Here is a 16,748-nt window from a genome sequence, read left to right as displayed (position 1 = left end):
ATGATTTGTGTATAGGGAGCATCAAAATGTATTGACCGTGGAGGAAGTATGAGCGAAGAGGAAAACGGGTTGGCTCGTCTGAGTGAAGAGGTTCATCGATTGAAGTTTACCTTGGATCACGCAGGAGCCTATGTTTTCACGAAAGATATAGAGGGCCGCTATACCTATGCCAATGATATGGTCTGTGAGCTTTTTGGCCAGCGACTGGAAAGAGTGATTGGCTGTACTGATGAGAAGTTTTTTGATTTAGATATATCGGATGAACTCCGCCAAAATGACTTAAGAGTGATGCAAAATGGGGAGAGAGTTGAAAACGAAGAACGAAATATCATAGCAGAAACAGGTGAAGAGCGTTTTTACTGGTCAGTGAAAATCCCAATTCGTAACTCAGATGGTGTAATTACTGGCTTGTGCGGAATTTCTACTGATATCACTGAACGTCGTCGATTAGAAAGCGAGTTGGCTGAGCAAAAGAACCTTCTTAGCTTAGTTCTGGAGAATATGGATGCCTTCGTTTATATGAAAGATCGAAAGCGTCGTTATCGCTACGTTAACGAAAAAGTTGCTAACTTATATAAGCGCCCTGTAGAAGATATTGTTGGACAACTTGAAGAAGAGTTGTTGCCTGAAGCCGCCGAAAGGTTTGCCGAACTGGATAATGCAGTGATAAAAACAGGAAAAAAAGTATCAGGTGAAGAAGTTTTTAGAAGACCTGATGGGGAAGTTTCCTATTACTGGTCCATAAAAATGCCGATATTCAAGGATGGAGATGTTGATGGTTTAATCGGTATTTCAACAGATATCACAGAGGTTATCCTCCTCAAGAATGAGTTTCGGGACCTAGCTCGTATCGATAATTTGACAGGTGTTCTTACCCGAGGCTTTCTACTTGATTACGCTGAGAAAGAGCTAGCACGAACGTCTCGTAGAGAAGCTAGGTTGGCGATTCTTTTAATTGATATTGACCGCTTTAAGCAGGTAAATGATACCTATGGTCATGCATTTGGGGATGAGTGCATGATCGCTGTTGTAGGTGAGTGTAAGAAACAACTTCGTGAAAGTGATGCAATGGGAAGGTTAGGGGGAGATGAATACATTGTCGTCATCAACGATGTTGATGAAATGGGAATGGCTGCTTCCGCAGAACGTTTCTTACAAGCTGTAAGAGGGTTATCTTTCACTGCCCCTAATGGAAATATTATCTCTCCAACCATTAGCATAGGTGCGGTTCTATCAAAGCCTTCAAGCACTATTGACCAACTCATAGCAGACGCTGATATTGCTCTTTATAAGGTAAAAGAGTCTGGGCGGAACAACTGGCAAGCTCACTCTTAATAAAAAGCTTCCGAAGGAGCTTTTTTGATTCACATAACCTGTACTATTTAGACCTTAACGGACAGTTACCCACTTTTCGACTCGGTGCCTGTCAGATTAAATCTGGGCTAGACTCTTCTCAACCCAGATACTTTTTCCATCTTCAAATGTTTCTATCGGCGTTCTGCCGCAGCACATTTTCCTGGATGAGTACGATGATTGTTGTAGTAGTCCATCCATTCGTCCAGATTTTCTGTAACTCTTCTGATCTTTCCCCCTATTTTCGGAACTTGACGGTTGGTAAATTAAACTCAGCTATAACAAATGTATACGTTGGCTTTTCTCAGTAGAGTTATTCTCCGTTTGTTTTAACCACGCTATCAACCGATCATAGGCCATAGGTTTGGCGTAGTAGTAGCCTTGAGCTAACTGGATATCATATTTAATAGCTAACTGATGTTGCTCCTCCGTTTCTATGCCTTCAATAACTACATCGAAGTTTAACGAATCAGACATTGATACCATGGCTTCTATTATCGACAGTTCGGGAGTGTTTTCGTCTGCTTTTTGTGTAAAGCTTTTATCAATTTTTAAAGCGTTTAGAGGTAAATTCTTAATCGTATTGAGTGATGCGTTTCCTGTTCCAAAATCATCGAGCTGGATCTGAAACCCTTCTGCTTGAAGCAATCTAAGATGCTCGATAATCGTTGCTTCATTCCTAATGATAGCTGTCTCAGTGAGCTCTATTGGGAAGTGCTCCGGGGACAAACCTGAGCCAATAACTTGATCACAGATATATTCAACAAAATCAGGCCTTTCTAACTGAATTGCGGAGACATTGATCGAAACTTTGTAGTTGTAATACCCAATAATTGAAAGGTGTTTATAAAGCTCTATGGATCTTTTAAGTACCAATTTCCCAACATGTACAATATCGCCAGATTCTTCTAGGAGAGGGATAAACTTGTCAGGAGATACATATTTCCCATCCGGTGCTTTCCATCGTAATAAAGCTTCGAAACCATGGGTTTCTCGTGTTGATACTTGAATCGACCAGCCTCCTGTATACCAGCGACTAGTTGTAAATTCCAAGCTTTTCATACACCAGTGGAGGCATATTCTCAGCGTGGCTGTGCTTACGTTTAGAGTTATAAAACATCTCAATGTAATCGAAAATATCTGAACGTGCTTTTTCTCTTGTTTGGTAGATCTTTTTCTTAATCCGTTCACGTTTTAGAAGCTGGAAGAAGCTTTCTGCTACTGCGTTGTCATGACAGTTTCCCCTGCGACTCATACTAGGTATCAGGTTATGCTCTTTTAAGAACGCCTGCCATTCATAGCCCGTGAACTGACTTCCCTGATCAGAATGGATTAGCACTGTACTTTTAGGCTTTCGACGCCATACCGCAGCGAGAAGCGCTTGTGTTACCAACTCTGATTCCATCCTTGAACTCATTGACCAACCGACCACCGCTCTCGAATAAAGGTCGAGCACGACTGCTAGATACAACCAACCTTCGTGTGTTCTGATATAAGTGATGTCTGTTACCCAAGATTGATTCGGCTCAGATGGCGAGAATTCACGGTCTAATATGTTTTCAGCAATAAGTGCTGGCTGACCACTATACATGCCACGACGCTTCTTATATCCAACTTGAGCTTTCAGTCCCTCTTGTCGCATCAGGCGGGCGACTCGGTGCCTGCTGCATGTCTCCCCTAAATCCCGTAGATCACTTTGAACCTTGCGGTAACCATAGACACAACCACTTTCAAGCCAAGAGTGCTTAATCAAGCCCAGTAAGCGCTCGTCCTCAATAGCTCTGGCAGATTTTGGCTTCCTTATCCATGCGTAGAAACCACTGCGTTGAATATTCAAGACCTGACACATTAAACGTACGGGATATTTGTTGAGTCGGGATTTTATAAACGCGTATTTTTCTTTGACTCGCTGGCGAAAAATACAGTTGCTTCCTTTAGGATGTCACGTTCCTGTGTCACTCGTTTCAGCTCTTTTTCCAGCTCTCGTATTTTCGCTTCTTGCTCATTTGCTTGCTGGTAGTGCTTGCTGTCTGACCCGTACTTCTTCATCCAGTTGTAGAGACTATTGGTGGAGACTCCAAGGCGTTCTGACACACTTGCTACCGTGTAGCCTTGTTCGGTGACTTGTTTTACGGCTTGGATTTTAAATTCTTCGGTAAACTGCTTATTCATTTGCCCTCCTGTGGACTACTAATTGTAATTCAAATTAGTGGCTACAGGAGGCTGGTCGATTCAACTTTTATCTGTGGTTGAAACCATACATCGAACTGTTCTTCAACAATTGCTTTTTTAATTGCATGAGATAAATGAAATCGATCATGGCTTATCTCTCTCAAAACTTGGTTGAAAAGCTTTACGTGGGAAGTTAGCGCTGGATTTCGTTTAGCGTAATACATAGCGCTATCCGCACTGGCGAGCAGTTCTTTTATGTCTCTGCCATGTTCTGGATACTTGGCAATGCCAATTGAACATTCAATTCTTAGTTGTGCGCCCCCTATATTTAGTGGCTCAGAAATAAGGGCGCGCATTCGGTTTGCAAACTCAAATGCCTCTTCATCACTAGAAACATCTATGACTATCGCAAACTCGTCTCCACCGATTCGACTTATCGAGTTCCTAGTGCACAGAGTTTCTACAAGAGCCCTAGATATACTGGTAAGAACTTCATCTCCTATAGAGTGTCCTAGCGTATCATTAACATCTTTAAAACTATCTAGGTCTAAGAATATGAGATAGAAACCATTGTTTTCACCTCGCATTTTCTCTTTCAAGAGTTGTTGGAAGTGGCGCCTGTTTGGTAACTCTGTAAGCTCATCTATTTGAGCTAACTGTAATGCCTTGTTTTCAGCTTCTTGTCTCAAGCGTACTTCGCTCAGTAGATCTTTTTTACTCACCATTGTTTGATGTAGTTTGTAGTTTAGTTGCTCTATCTCTTCAGCTAATAAGTTCCATTCATCAATTTTTGGCTTGTCAATTGTTTGATCTGTTCTGCCTGAGTTAAAAGCTTTCAACTGTACGACAATTGAAGTCAAAGGAGTGACTACGCTTTGATATAGAACACTTAACATACCCAAGTTTATTAAGAAGATAGGTCCCAATAGTAAGTAATAAGCGTTGTGTAGTGTACTCAGCTCATTCCGGGACTCTACTTGAAGTTCATTTATAATATGATCAAGGTGAGTAACGAAGTTTTGGGTGTAAGTAATTAAGTTGATAGTCGTCCAATATCTATCTACAGAGCTTTTTGAAGTCTTAAAATGTTCAAACTGTTGATTTATTCTACGAATATCTAACTCGAACCGATGAGAGTTAAGGAACCTCTCTTTGTCGGCGATTTTTAATAGCTGATTGTACAAACTGCTCACTGAGTTGATGCTTTTGTTCCATTTAAAGTGGGGAATTTCGTCTTTGCTTGTATCAAATTCCGCGATAATTAAGTTCAAATTAATAGCCGTGCTTCTAAGTGCAGCGGAGTGTTCGTTGAGTGATAAAGCTCGTTGGTTGATTTTGCGTTGTTTCTCAATAATAAATAGTACGCACAAACTAGAGACAAAAAAGCCTAGAAATAAGTAGAGTAATATTCGAGAGATACTAATCTTCATGGTTTACCACCGTCATTCTGTGTGGAGATACGTTGTTCAGTGGTACTGTTCGAATTAATACATCTATATTCTGAGATTCAGAGACGTCTTTAGATTGTTGTTTCAGCCAACTAAACTCCCTTTTTAGGTTTGGGATAACTGTTTGATACAATGATACTTCGACAATGCTATCTTGAATGATGTTGTGGTCCAGCAAGTTGCATAGTGTTCCTGGGGTCTTCAAACACTCTTCCACCAGTTGATCTCTTGAATCATAAAGTTGATGCTCAGCGTCTAATAACGCCAAGAGTATGAGTTCCAGTTTTTTATCACTAACTCGATTATGAGCTAGCATTAGCTCATATTGGAGATAGGTACCTGGAAAGGACTTAACATATAAATTATCACCTGTTTGATTTTTCAAATCGGATAGATAAGGTTCTCTTGTCGTAACGATGTCACAATCACCGGTCATGAGCTTATTGTTCAGTTCAGTGATATTAAAAAAACTAATTTTGTTTGCACCAACTAACTGACGATCCACAAGTATTTTTCCAAAAAAATGAAGGGCAGACTGTTGTTGAGTACAAAGTGTTTTGGTTTCTAAATAAGGGAAAATATCAAATGGTTCGGTACTTACCAGAGCATTTGCATTGTCTGACTCAAATACGGTCGAGACAATTCTGTGGTTATCTAGCTTGTGTTGATTAGCCAAGAATGTGATATCTGAAGCGAAAATGATATCAGGGTCTATTTCTTTCTTTGTAGTAGCACTTATCGCTAGCTCTTCACTATCAAACTCTAGAGGATTAATCATTATGCCATGATTCTCGAACACGCCAGTTTCAATGGCAAAAACCACCAAGGCCGAACTGGGTTGAGTCGCTAGCGCTACGGTGATTCCGGATTCAGAAAAAACTGAAGAGGAATCATCACTGCATGCGCTTATCGCGAGTATGCATATAAACAGGATATGTTTCTTCATTATGTTAATCCCTCCCAGAATAACTGTGATGCTCTCAGTTATGTACTGTGTTCGTATAAATATAGGAGGTTGCCTAGCCGATCGACTAACTCGAGTCATTCTCAATTTAGTGCTAATCCACAGATCAGTTATGATATCTTCTAAAAATTAGTATATGCGTATATTTTAAAAGTTTCATTACAATATTTATTGAAAGTGAATAGTTGTCAATAACCTCTTGAAAAACAATCTTATTATTACGATGGCTTTCTTGTTTTTTAACTGATTAATTAAGATTCTAATAAATTCTTCATGATTTCAGTCTAGAATCCAGCATTGGATTTAATTGTTTGTAGTAAACCTGTAGGAATCTACAGGTTTACTTAATTAGAATTTAGGCTAAATGATTTATTTATATGTTTGTTATTTAACCCATTTAATTTGTTGATTATTAAGGGTTTAGTGTCGAACTATCTTCTGGTTTAAATATAGCACGGTATTTATTATTAATTTATTTATTATAAAATTTGTTTGCTAAATTTGAACTTGTATGAATAAACTTAATTTCGGTAGTTATAGGGGTTTGTGTCACTGCTTGTTATTTCAATATATAAACTAAATTACGGCATAAAGCGGTGGAAGTAACAAGTTAATTTGTGACCTTAAGCTTAAATTAAGTCTTAGAAACGTTAAGCGCTTAGTTGAGTAATATAAGTAGGCTTTAGTAAAGGTTAGGCAATGATAAATATTATTTCTCGGCTTTCTGTAGCAAGGCGATTAGGCGTTGTCGTTTTAGTCTTTGTGATCGCAACAATCGTAATTGCAGCTGACATTATTGTTACATTAGATAGAAACCGGGTTGATAGCACAATTGTTAACATGGCTGGTCGTCAACGGATGCTCACAAAGAAATTTGCTAGTGAGGTAATGTTATCGGTTTATGAAGGTCATCGCTCGGTACATAACATATTGGACTACAACCATACAGCAACACTCTATGAGCTGTCTCTGAATGCGCTTCAACGTGGAGGAAAAACCTTTGCCGATTTATCTATGGCAAACGAACTTTTTCTTCCAGAAAACGGGGTGAATGATTTTGTTCGCAAACTTGAAGAAGTAAGTAAATTATGGTTGCAACAGAAATCGATGGCAATGGCATTGATCAACTCGCAAACCGTTCCAACAGAAGAGCAAGTAGACAACTATATGCTCGCCAATCAAGAAGCACTAGTCTTAATGCATGAAGCAGTGCTTTTGTATAATGAACATGCTGAGCAAAATGTCCAAGCCTTAAAGCAAGATATTATTCTGATTTCTCTAGTCGGTGTTTTGGTCTCAATTTTTGCTATTACAATGGTTGGAAGAACAATCACCAAACCGATAGATAACATGGTTGAGGTTAGTCTTGCTACGAGTCAAGGTGACTTAGAAGACAGGGAAGATATAGTTCGGCTTATTAACAAAAGTGAATTAGGAGTGCTTGCCAAGAATATCCAGTCAATGCGGCATGCGTTATCTTCAGTTGTCAAAGGGTTGAAAACCAGCGCAACACATATCACCAAGCTCTCGTCAAGAGTAGAGGTTCTGGCTCAAGAGGTGAATAGCAGTTATCAAGATGAGAAGAGTAAATATGAGCAAATTTCACACATATCCGATGAACTTATTTCCTCGTTTGAGAAGGTGTCAGGAACGGTTAGGCTAACATTAAGTTCAGCTAATGAAAGTCAGGTCAATGCGAATAAAGGGCTGAAATCCGTTAACGAGAATATGAATGCCGTTGAACTAGCTACGGTAGAGTCTCAAAATGTTTCCGAAAATATCCAAGAGTTAAGGGTTGTAGCTGATCAGGTGTATAACATCATTGATGTTATACAAACTATTGCCGAACAAACCAACCTATTGGCGTTAAATGCAGCCATTGAGGCTGCTAGGGCTGGTGAGCAGGGGAGAGGGTTTGCAGTCGTCGCTGATGAAGTAAGGGTCCTTGCTCAAAAAACAAATGATTCTACTATTGAGATAAGCACGTTATTAAATCAACTCACTGAGCGTGTGAGTGTGTCTGTCGAATCGGTGGATAATCTTCAAGCAGAAGTATTGAATAGTAAACAATGCAGCCACAATACTGAGCAAAACATTAAATTAATATCTACTTCTATCCAGCATACAGTCGCTCAGCAAAATGAGATTGCATCTCTAATTGATGACCAATCTAGAAGTATTGATGAACTGAAGACTGCACAAGATTACCTCACCAAGTTGTTAGAAAGTACTAACGATAAAATCACCAGTAGTTCGAAGATAGCTGTTGACATGAATGAGATGGCGAAAGGAATTTCAGCTACCTTAGATGAGTTTTCCTTGTCTAGTAAAGGAGCGTGATTTCGGACTTTTTACTTTCGGTACTTTACAGAGTTCAATAAGGCCTTAGGCGAAATTGATGGTTTGTTCATGATTTAATTGAGGTTATGTAATGGCCATAGAGATAGAGTTAGACAACAAAACGAAAAATGTGTTGATAAAAGTAGAAGGGGCATTTGGTTTTAACTTAGTTAACGATTTTCGAGCAAGTTATGCTGATCACTTAGAATGTGACTTTACCGTTGATATGAGAAAAGTGGACTATATAGATAGTGCTGGGCTTGGCATGCTTTTAAACATGCAAAGCTACCTAGATAAGAAAAACCTTGAGATCAGGATAACCAATGCGTTGCCTCAGGTAAAAAAAATCTTGTTGATATCAAGATTCGACAAAAAATTCATTATTGACTAGCGTGGTAGATGGATATGCATGTAATCGTTGTTGATGATCATGCGAGTAATAGAGAGTTATGTCGATTACTCCTTAGCGATGTTGTAGACGAAGTAACAGCGCTATCCGATGGTCAGGAACTGGTTGATACACTGCCTAGATTAGCCAATCTACCAGATGCTATTTTGTTAGACGTGATGATGCCAGTAAAAAACGGTTTTAGTGCTGCAAAAGAGGTTAGAAAGCTTTTCCCACAAAATCACATTCCAATCATTTTTTTGACTGCTTTGGATGATGATACGTCTTTTGAGCAGTGTCTTTCGTTAGGGGATGATTTCATACTTAAGCCAGTAGATGGAAGTGTCATTCGCGCTAAAGTTCAAGCGCATTGCAGAGTTGCGCGAATGCATAGTGAAGTTAAAGAACAGAGGGATGAGTTAAAGAGATATCGTAGACACATCGAGTATGAGCATTCTGTAGCAGAATCTATTTTCGATAATTTGAAAAAAGAAATGACTACCCATCTGAACGGCTTATCCGGGATTGACTATTTCTCTACTTCAAAAACGTTGTTTAACGGTGACCTAATTATTGCAGCTCAAAGGCCATTTGGTGGAGCCTATATAATGGTGGCGGATGCGACAGGTCATGGTCTTCCTGCTGCAATTTCAACCCTCCCGGCTGCCAGAGCTTTTTTTAGCATGGCGCAAAAAGGGTTGCCGATTAGTGAAATTGTTACAGAGCTCAACTCTGTTATGGCTCGTTTTTTACCTGTGGGAATGATGCTTGCTGCTAATGTTTACGAAGTTAAGTCGAATGGAGTAGAAGTCGCTTGCTGGGCAGGAGGCTTGCCAGATACGTACCTGCTAAATCCTGATGGTTCGATAGCACATACAATCTCTTCAAAACATATGCCTCTGGGTGTTTTAGCCGATTCTGAGTTTGAGGTAAATATCGACTTCCTAAAGGTTGTTCCTCAGCAGAAGTTGTTTTGTTACACGGATGGAGTTATTGAAGCAAAGAATGATGCTGGTCAACTATATGGTGAAGATAGGTTGAAAAGCTTACTGCTTAATCATCCAGTTACCATTCCCAGCGTATATGAATCGGTAAGAAACTACTCAAAAAAACTGGTAAACGATGACTTATCAATCTTGATCGTAGATTTTCCGGTAACTAATAGAAAGACATGCCTTCAACAACCCACAACATTAGTTAGTAGATTACCCTGCGAGTTCTTTATTAGGCTCAATACCTACGCGCTGCAGGAGTTAACGGTGTTAAGTGAATTAAGGCTGGCGCTTAAAGGGGTCATATTCGGAGAGCACCTTGATTTAGTTTGTACGATTCTTTCAGAACTTCTTTCTAATGCTGTAGATCATGGATTACTTGAGCTGTTCTCTGATGTGAAAGACGAGGTTGATGGCTTTTCTCTCTACTACCAACAACAACGAGACAAGTTAGATAAACTCGATGAAGATAAGTGGGTTACCTTGATGATTGGTGTAAACCCTCTTGCGCAAGAAGTGAGTATCGAAATCGAACACAACGGAAAAGGATTTGATAGCAATGCCATGTTAAAAGAGTTTAACGAACATGACGAGTACGGCAGAGGGTTATCCATTGTTAATAGTTTATGTGACTTTGTACAGTACTTAAAAGAAGGCCGCTGTGTCCGTGTTTTGTATCGCTACAATGATTTTCAGTGATCGATTAAAACGACGCGCCAATGGTATTGGTATCAACTCAGTTCTCAGAATAAGAATCATATTGAATAAAAACTGGTTTAGAATACATATGCTACATAAACCTAAATTTATTGTTATATAAATCAATGAAATAGATGGTGTGGCGTCTATGGTATACACCTTGCCTGCTTATACAGTTCAACTAATACTGTTTGTAGGGCAGCGTTATGTATCATCTATATCAAGCTTTACTTTTAATCCTTTTACTAGTAGCAGGCCCAGCTCATGCGGGGTTGATTTTTACAATTGAAGCCCCTGGTGTGCAAAGCTCACTTGTCGAAGGGGATAAAGTTATAGAAAATTTTGACGATTGGTCTAAAGGTGTTATTTCTTCTAATCAAAGTGCTAACTTCGGTACTTATTATGTAGAAGGAAAGCCAAAAATCTATTCAGCCCGCCTTTGGGGAGGTGCTGGTGGTTATGGGAACTATATGTTCGTGAGCCCCAAACACAGATCTTCAATCACATTAGAGCTATTGGAACCAGCTGGATACTTCGGTTTCTGGTGGAGTGCAGGTGACCATGGAAATCGATTAAAGGTAAATACCTTGTCTGAAGAGTTTGATTTTACAACAAGTACTATATTTGATTCTTTAGGCAACTTAGCGCCATATAAAGGAAATCCTACTGATCGTTTCAAAGGACAAAACCCAGGACAACCATACGGCTTTATTAACCTCTTTGCGTTGTCTGATGATTTTAAAATAGAGTCCATCATGTTTTATGGTTCGAATTTTGAAACTGATAACCATACGATAATAAGAGAAATTCAAAATCCTACAGGAACGACAATAACCTCTCTAGCATCGACAAATGTTACTACTATACCGGAACCTTCAAGTTTGGGACTGTTTGGAGTGTGTTTGATACTGATTATCTACATGTTTAATCGAAGAATAATATCACTTGATTAATAAAAAAGCCCCATACATGGGGCTTTATCAACATCATGATTTAGTAAGCAAATTAGCTTTTCTTAGGCCATGCTGTTTGGTCGATATCTAGGTCTTCAAACTTAGAAGAATCGAACTCAGGGTGCTCGTTACCTGCTTTCAACTGCTCGCGGTAATCTTTCAGGATTCGCATTGCAGTTGGGAATAGCATGATTAGTGCTAGCAAGTTCACTACCGCCAGAATACCCATCATTGGATCTGAGAAGAAGAATACTGAAGTCGCTGCTGGAGCTACTGCACCAGTGAATACGATCAGGATTACAGCTACGCGCAGTACGTGTAGAGCTGTTTTGCTCTTAGACATAAATGCCAATGCGTTCTCACCCAGGTAGTAGTTGTAGATTACTGAGCTGAAAGAGAATAGCAGGATAGCAAATGTCAGGTAGTACTTCGCCCACTCACCAAGGTGAGAAACAAGAGACTGCTGAGTTAGTACAACACCATCGATATCTGCACCTGGTACATATACGTCACCTAGAAGGATAACAAATGCTGTACAGCTACACACGATGATTGTATCGATAAATACAGACAGAGACTGTGTGATGCCCTGGCTGATTGGGTGAGTTACGTCCGCTGTTGCAGCAACGTTTGGCGCAGAACCAAGACCAGCTTCGTTAGAGAACAGACCACGGCGCAGACCTTGCGCAAGCGCAGCACCCATACCACCGCCGACAGCTTCTTCAAGACCGAATGCGTTGCTTACGATTGAAGAGATGACTGCTGGAAGTTCAGTGATGTTCATCAGGATGATGATAACTGCAATCGCCATGTACGCTACAGCCATGATCGGAACAATTACGTCAGCTGCTTTAGCGATACGGTGGATACCACCATAGATGATGAATCCAACAACACCCGCCAGGAATACACCTGTGTACATACGGTCAATGCCAAGGCTATCTGCCGCAGCACCAGCAACTGTGTTACCCTGGAAAGCGTTGAAGCCGATTGCGAAAGAAGCAATCAGACACACAGCATAAACATAAGCCAGCCAGCGGTAATCTTTACCTAGACCATAAACGATAGTCTGAGCTGCACCACCACGGAAGTCGCTGCCTTCTTTACGCTTATATAGCTGCGCCAGAGAACATTCAACTAAACTTGTTGCCATACCAACAAGAGCGATTGCCCACATCCAGAATACAGCGCCAGGACCACCTAATGTGATTGCAACTGCAACACCAGCGATGTTACCACCACCTACACGGCCACCAACGGATAGTAAAAGTGCTTCTCGGCCAGAGATAGATTTTTCGCCAGCAGTCTGGTTTTTCGTTAGTAGGACGCGGAACATGCGTTTGAAGAATCTGAACTGAACAAAATCCGTTACGATTGTAAAGAACAGACCAAAGATCACTAGGAATGGGATAAGTGCCCAACCCCAGGTAAGATCACCAATTATCCCAAAAAAGGATTCTAAAAATTCCATTTGGACTCCTTGAATTATTTTAAATGTCTGCCCTGAGAATAGTTATTCGGTAGTATATGTTGATATATTGTTACTACTTATGGCGAATTATCTGTCGTGATACATCTCGAACTGTATAAAAATTAGCCATTTATCTCAGCGCAAGCGAAAGATTATACTGGAAAGAATGGCCTGCGAACATCTTGACAATGAGAATCTGAGAGATGCAGAGAAAATATGAAGAGGTATTTCTTTATAAATCAAATTGTTAATAGCAAAGATTGATTAACAAAAAATGCTGCATTGGTAACAATAAACAGCATTTTTAGTCAGTTTTGTCTATATGTTATATGGTAATCCCCGTTGATTTGGCGATTTCTAAATAGATTTCTCTTAGCTTCTTCGCGACTGGGCCGGGTTCTCCTGCCCCAATAGTTTGATCATCAATTTGAACAACAGGCCAAACAAATGTGGAAGCGGAACTGATAAAGGCTTCTTCTGCGCCATAGGCTTCTTCAATAGTAAACAACCGTTCTTCTATCTCTATTCCTGTTTCAGCTGCGACTTTCAGCAGTGATGCTCGGGTGATGCCATGCAGAATATCGTTGCTCAGAGGGCGAGTGACGATTTTGCCTTCTTTAGTCACAATATAAGCATTGTTAGAACCGCCTTCGGTGACGAAGCCGTTTTCAATCAGCCATACGTCAGAAGCGCCTGCATTTAACGCTGCTTGCTTGCCCATACAAGCAGAGAGTAGCTGAGTTGTTTTTATATCTCTACGGTGCCAGCGAATATCAGGCATTGAGATGACTTTGATGCCCTCGATTGCTTTTGGTGTATCGACAACCGCACGAGACTGCGTGAACATAACCACCGTCGGTGGTGTATCTTCCGGATAAGCGAAGTCACGATCACCAGCATTACCACGGGTAAGTTGAAGATAGATACCACCCTCAACCAGATTATTGCGCTTTGCCAATTCTATCTGCAGTTCCGTCAGAGACTCTGGTGTAAAAGGGTTAATTAGATCCAGTTCCTTACACGACCTTTCCAGGCGCGCTATGTGGCCTTCGTTGTCGAGAAGCTTTCCATCAACGACTGCGGTCACTTCGTAGATAGCATCTGCGAACAGAAAACCACGATCGAAAATTGAGATAGTTGCTTTTGACTCAGGGAGAAACTCCCCGTTTACATAAACAATACGTTCCATAATATTTATCCTAATTAACTCTAGCCCCAGAGCGCGTTGGTAAATGGCAGCATGTGGTTGTTTTCGAAACTGAATCCGTTGTCGATATCCTGACTTAGTAGTAAAGGTCCGTCGAGGTCTACAACTTCAGCACCTTGTGCGACAACAAAAGCGGGTGCCATGCTCAAAGAAGAGGCGAGCATACACCCAACCATGATTTGCAAACCTGCAGTTTCTGCTTCTTTTTTTAACGCCAGTGCCTCAGTTAGTCCACCAGTTTTGTCTGTCTTTATATTGATCATCTCATATCGACCAATAATTTTTGGCAGGCTGGCTCTATCATGACAGGATTCGTCGGCACAAATTGGAATCGGACGCGGAAGTTTTTCAAGAACTTCATCTTTTTCAGCAGGAAAGGGCTGCTCAATCATCGAAACCCCGAGTTTCTGAAGTTCAGGAACCAGTGTTTTGTACAGTTCGACATCCCATGCTTCATTGGCGTCCAGAATAATATCGGCATCCGGTGCACCTTTTCTCACGGCCTGAACCCGTGCTAAATCCTCGGCGCCACCCAGCTTTAGTTTGAGTAATGGTCTGTGGGCATTCTCTCTGGCGGCACTTTCCATATTCTCTGGCGTGTCCAGTGAGAGAGTAAAAGCGGTAATTAGGTTAGAAGGTGTAACACCTACTTTATCCCAAACTGAAAGGGCATTGCGTTTACACTCCAGATCCCAGTACGCACAATCGAGTGCATTTCGGGCCGCACCAGAAGGCAGAAGCTGTTGTATATCCTGACGACTGATATCAGCCTTGATGCTAGGCATGATTTCTTGTAGTTGACCCAGAACACTCTCAATTGACTCGTTGTAGCGACTGTAGGGAACACATTCACCTCTGCCGATGAATCCATCTTTTTCCAACTCAACAAGGACCACGTCAACCTGAGTTTTACTACCGCGCGAGATAGTGAAGCTGCCTCGAATAGGCCAACTTTTTGTTGATAGCGTAATTTTCATTACATCTCCGCCAGTTTTTCTACTATTCGACTAACACCCTGACGGAACGGATCAACTGCAGGAATGCCAAACTCACTTTCGAGCTTATCCATAAATGTTAAGGCCTCAGACTCTTCCATTAGAGATGTGTTAACCGAAATTCCGGCAAAACGAACATTCGGGTTTGTAAGCTTAGCAGCCGCAAGGTTCGCGTCCATACAAGCCTGAATTTCAGGTACGGAGTAATCAGGAAGACCTCGCATATGAGTACGTGTTGGCTCATGGCAAAGTATGAGGGCATCTGCTTGCGCTCCATGGATAAGACCTGTAGTAACACCAGCAAATGATGGATGAAAGAGAGACCCCTGGCCTTCAATGACATCCCAATGATCTGCACTGTTATCTGGAGAAATTGTTTCAATCGCACCGGAAATGAAGTCAGCAACGACACAGTCGACACTGACACCTTCTCCACTAATCAGAATGCCTGTTTGTCCGGTCGCACGAAAATCTGCATTCATGCCTTGTGTCTTCATCTCTTTTTCCAATGCTAAAGAGGTGTACATTTTTCCACAAGAGCAGTCAGTTCCAACGGTCAGCAGACGTTTTCCTGAGCGTTTCCTTCCATTAGCGACTGGATAATCTTGTGTTGGGTATCGAACATCAAATAGCTGACGGCCATTCTTTTTCGCACACTCTACCAGTTCCGGAATATCATTGAGTTTGTTGTGCAGTCCAGAAGCGAGGTCCATACCTGCTTCCAGGGCTTCAACTAGTACGCTTACCCACTCGGCAGATATTACGCCACCACGGTTTGCAACACCAATCACCAGTGTTTTTGCACCTGCATCCACAGCCTTGGATATCGACATATCTTCTAGCTGACAATCAGCATTGCACTCGAGTAGTCGGTATTGACCTATGCAGTATTCCGGGTGCCAAGTTTTGATTCCCTGAGCGACTTTTGCTGCCAGAGGATCTGCGGCATCACCTAAAAATAGTAAATAAGGTTTTTTAAGTTCCATTTGCGTACTCCATTTTCTGTCTCTGTTGTGTAGTGGAAAGTTTTATATTGACCATTTCCTCTAGTGCAAAATTCGTGACAAAAAATGAGTGTTCTGGATTTTGTAGAATTAATAGACTTTTATATTTAAAGGGATTGGGCCTATTTTATTCATTGTGATGGGTTGTTTGTGGTTTTTACATAATTCCGGTTTGTTTGATTGAGATGACTTAAAATTCTAAAACATGATTCGGTCTTGAAATTTAGCACTAAAACGAAATTTAAATAAGATTTATATAATTCTGGTGTATACACATGTTAGTAGTGAATCAATCTTTGCTGATAACCGGTATTTTTATGAAGAATAAACTTAAAAACTAAGAGGCTAATCAAAAATTGCGCTGGATAATTATTCTGTTTAATTGTGATTGTATCACCAATAATGAGCACTATTGCACCAAAGTGGCGAGAAGAAACTGGGTGGTTTGCTTCATATTAGCTGTTTATTCTGTGGTTATTGATGTCTGAATTTCAAGTTAACAACTTATAAAACACCGAAAAACATTTGTTTAACAAATGGTGTTAAATGTTGTATTTGATATATAAGATGAATTATTGTACTGAGTAAGTGCTTTTGGGCTTTTCTTTTATTCCTTGCGCTCTTAGGGCAAATTTGATTCATTACAATTCTTGGCTCTCTTTCTCACCGTAAACTATGAGAGAGTTATTGAATTGGTCTGTAAATTGCAAACACAAGTCATAACGTCTCTGAGACTGATGTTTTATGCAATTAAGGCTGTTT

General features: G+C 40.6%; 13 protein-coding genes and 1 pseudogene. 5 read left to right on the top strand and 9 right to left on the bottom strand.

All coding sequences use genetic code 11. The annotated features are described in order from the left end of the window. Window positions 1–48 precede the first annotated feature (48 nt). On the top strand, window positions 49–1,335 hold the full coding sequence (locus tag SNR28_RS06210; protein ID WP_375748343.1) for a diguanylate cyclase: 1,287 nt from the start codon (window positions 49–51) through the stop codon (window positions 1,333–1,335). A gap of 96 nt (window positions 1,336–1,431) precedes the next feature. On the opposite strand, the pseudogene SNR28_RS06205 reads toward SNR28_RS06210, so the two are convergent. The 5 genes and pseudogenes from SNR28_RS06205 to SNR28_RS06185 all read right to left on the bottom strand — a co-directional run. Further along, window positions 1,432–1,565, bottom strand: a pseudogene (locus SNR28_RS06205) (IS481 family transposase); the annotation flags it as partial. Window positions 1,566–1,629: 64 nt separating this feature from the next. After that, on the bottom strand, window positions 1,630–2,406 hold the full coding sequence (locus SNR28_RS06200; protein WP_375748342.1) for an EAL domain-containing protein: 777 nt from the start codon (window positions 2,404–2,406) through the stop codon (window positions 1,630–1,632). Beyond that, a protein-coding gene (locus SNR28_RS06195) for an IS3 family transposase (protein WP_375748130.1) occupies window positions 2,390–3,525 on the bottom strand; the annotation gives its coding sequence in 2 pieces (ribosomal slippage) (window positions 2,390–3,276 and window positions 3,276–3,525; 1,137 coding nt in all). The genes SNR28_RS06200 and SNR28_RS06195 overlap by 17 nt, the downstream gene beginning before the upstream one ends. Before the next feature lie 41 nt (window positions 3,526–3,566). After that, window positions 3,567–4,955 (bottom strand): diguanylate cyclase domain-containing protein, encoded by a 1,389-nt coding sequence (locus SNR28_RS06190; protein ID WP_375748341.1) that lies wholly within the window; start codon window positions 4,953–4,955, stop codon window positions 3,567–3,569. After that, window positions 4,945–5,919, bottom strand: coding sequence for a hypothetical protein (locus SNR28_RS06185; RefSeq protein ID WP_375748340.1), 975 nt, complete (start codon window positions 5,917–5,919; stop codon window positions 4,945–4,947). The genes SNR28_RS06190 and SNR28_RS06185 overlap by 11 nt, the downstream gene beginning before the upstream one ends. Before the next feature lie 717 nt (window positions 5,920–6,636). Between SNR28_RS06185 and SNR28_RS06180 the strand changes: the two genes are divergently transcribed. The 4 genes from SNR28_RS06180 to SNR28_RS06165 all read left to right on the top strand — a co-directional run bounded on the left by SNR28_RS06180 (window position 6,637) and on the right by SNR28_RS06165 (window position 11,309). After that, window positions 6,637–8,277 (top strand): methyl-accepting chemotaxis protein, encoded by a 1,641-nt coding sequence (locus tag SNR28_RS06180; RefSeq protein WP_375748339.1) that lies wholly within the window; start codon window positions 6,637–6,639, stop codon window positions 8,275–8,277. Window positions 8,278–8,368: 91 nt separating this feature from the next. Then, window positions 8,369–8,668 carry an STAS domain-containing protein gene (locus SNR28_RS06175; protein WP_375748338.1) on the top strand — a complete coding sequence of 100 codons (300 nt, stop codon included), beginning with the start codon at window positions 8,369–8,371 and terminating at the stop codon, window positions 8,666–8,668. A 14-nt stretch (window positions 8,669–8,682) separates the two neighbouring features. Further along, window positions 8,683–10,356: a SpoIIE family protein phosphatase gene (locus SNR28_RS06170; protein ID WP_375748337.1), complete on the top strand. Its 1,674-nt coding sequence runs from the start codon at window positions 8,683–8,685 to the stop codon at window positions 10,354–10,356. Window positions 10,357–10,562: 206 nt separating this feature from the next. Beyond that, the gene (locus tag SNR28_RS06165; RefSeq protein WP_375748336.1) at window positions 10,563–11,309 is read left to right on the top strand and encodes a hypothetical protein; all 747 of its coding nucleotides are present in this window, start codon (window positions 10,563–10,565) and stop codon (window positions 11,307–11,309) included. A 52-nt stretch (window positions 11,310–11,361) separates the two neighbouring features. On the opposite strand, the gene SNR28_RS06160 is transcribed toward SNR28_RS06165, so the two are convergent. From SNR28_RS06160 to dgcN, 4 genes are all read right to left on the bottom strand, one after another. Continuing rightward, window positions 11,362–12,780, bottom strand: a complete 1,419-nt coding sequence (locus tag SNR28_RS06160; RefSeq protein WP_375748335.1) for an alanine/glycine:cation symporter family protein — start codon at window positions 12,778–12,780, stop codon at window positions 11,362–11,364. Between the two features lie 325 nt (window positions 12,781–13,105). Further along, window positions 13,106–13,969 carry a D-amino-acid transaminase gene (locus tag SNR28_RS06155; protein WP_375748334.1) on the bottom strand — a complete coding sequence of 288 codons (864 nt, stop codon included), beginning with the start codon at window positions 13,967–13,969 and terminating at the stop codon, window positions 13,106–13,108. Window positions 13,970–13,989: 20 nt separating this feature from the next. Beyond that, window positions 13,990–14,964, bottom strand: coding sequence for an N-acetyl-D-Glu racemase DgcA (gene dgcA, locus SNR28_RS06150; RefSeq protein WP_375748333.1), 975 nt, complete (start codon window positions 14,962–14,964; stop codon window positions 13,990–13,992). Next, entirely contained in the window at window positions 14,964–15,968 is a 1,005-nt protein-coding gene (gene dgcN, locus SNR28_RS06145; protein ID WP_375748332.1) for an N-acetyltransferase DgcN, read from the bottom strand. The genes dgcA and dgcN overlap by 1 nt, the downstream gene beginning before the upstream one ends. Window positions 15,969–16,748 lie beyond the last annotated feature (780 nt).

It is taken from the genome of Vibrio iocasae (assembly GCF_042245395.1).
Lineage (GTDB): Bacteria > Pseudomonadota > Gammaproteobacteria > Enterobacterales > Vibrionaceae > Vibrio > Vibrio iocasae.
Note: the sequence above shows the minus strand (reverse complement) of the source record. Positions and strands in the feature narration are given on the sequence as shown.

Excerpts from the sequence above, each read along its gene's own strand:
- dgcN (WP_375748332.1), bottom strand. The coding sequence starts at position 15,968 with ATGGAACTTAAAAAACCTTATTTACTATTTTTAGGTGATGCCGCAGAT.
- SNR28_RS06210 (WP_375748343.1), top strand. The coding sequence starts at position 49 with ATGAGCGAAGAGGAAAACGGGTTGGCTCGTCTGAGTGAAGAGGTTCAT.
- SNR28_RS06175 (WP_375748338.1), top strand. The coding sequence starts at position 8,369 with ATGGCCATAGAGATAGAGTTAGACAACAAAACGAAAAATGTGTTGATA.
- SNR28_RS06155 (WP_375748334.1), bottom strand. The coding sequence starts at position 13,969 with ATGGAACGTATTGTTTATGTAAACGGGGAGTTTCTCCCTGAGTCAAAA.
- SNR28_RS06190 (WP_375748341.1), bottom strand. The coding sequence starts at position 4,955 with ATGAAGATTAGTATCTCTCGAATATTACTCTACTTATTTCTAGGCTTT.
- SNR28_RS06165 (WP_375748336.1), top strand. The coding sequence starts at position 10,563 with ATGTATCATCTATATCAAGCTTTACTTTTAATCCTTTTACTAGTAGCA.
- SNR28_RS06180 (WP_375748339.1), top strand. The coding sequence starts at position 6,637 with ATGATAAATATTATTTCTCGGCTTTCTGTAGCAAGGCGATTAGGCGTT.
- SNR28_RS06170 (WP_375748337.1), top strand. The coding sequence starts at position 8,683 with ATGCATGTAATCGTTGTTGATGATCATGCGAGTAATAGAGAGTTATGT.
- dgcA (WP_375748333.1), bottom strand. The coding sequence starts at position 14,964 with ATGAAAATTACGCTATCAACAAAAAGTTGGCCTATTCGAGGCAGCTTC.
- SNR28_RS06185 (WP_375748340.1), bottom strand. The coding sequence starts at position 5,919 with ATGAAGAAACATATCCTGTTTATATGCATACTCGCGATAAGCGCATGC.
- SNR28_RS06160 (WP_375748335.1), bottom strand. The coding sequence starts at position 12,780 with ATGGAATTTTTAGAATCCTTTTTTGGGATAATTGGTGATCTTACCTGG.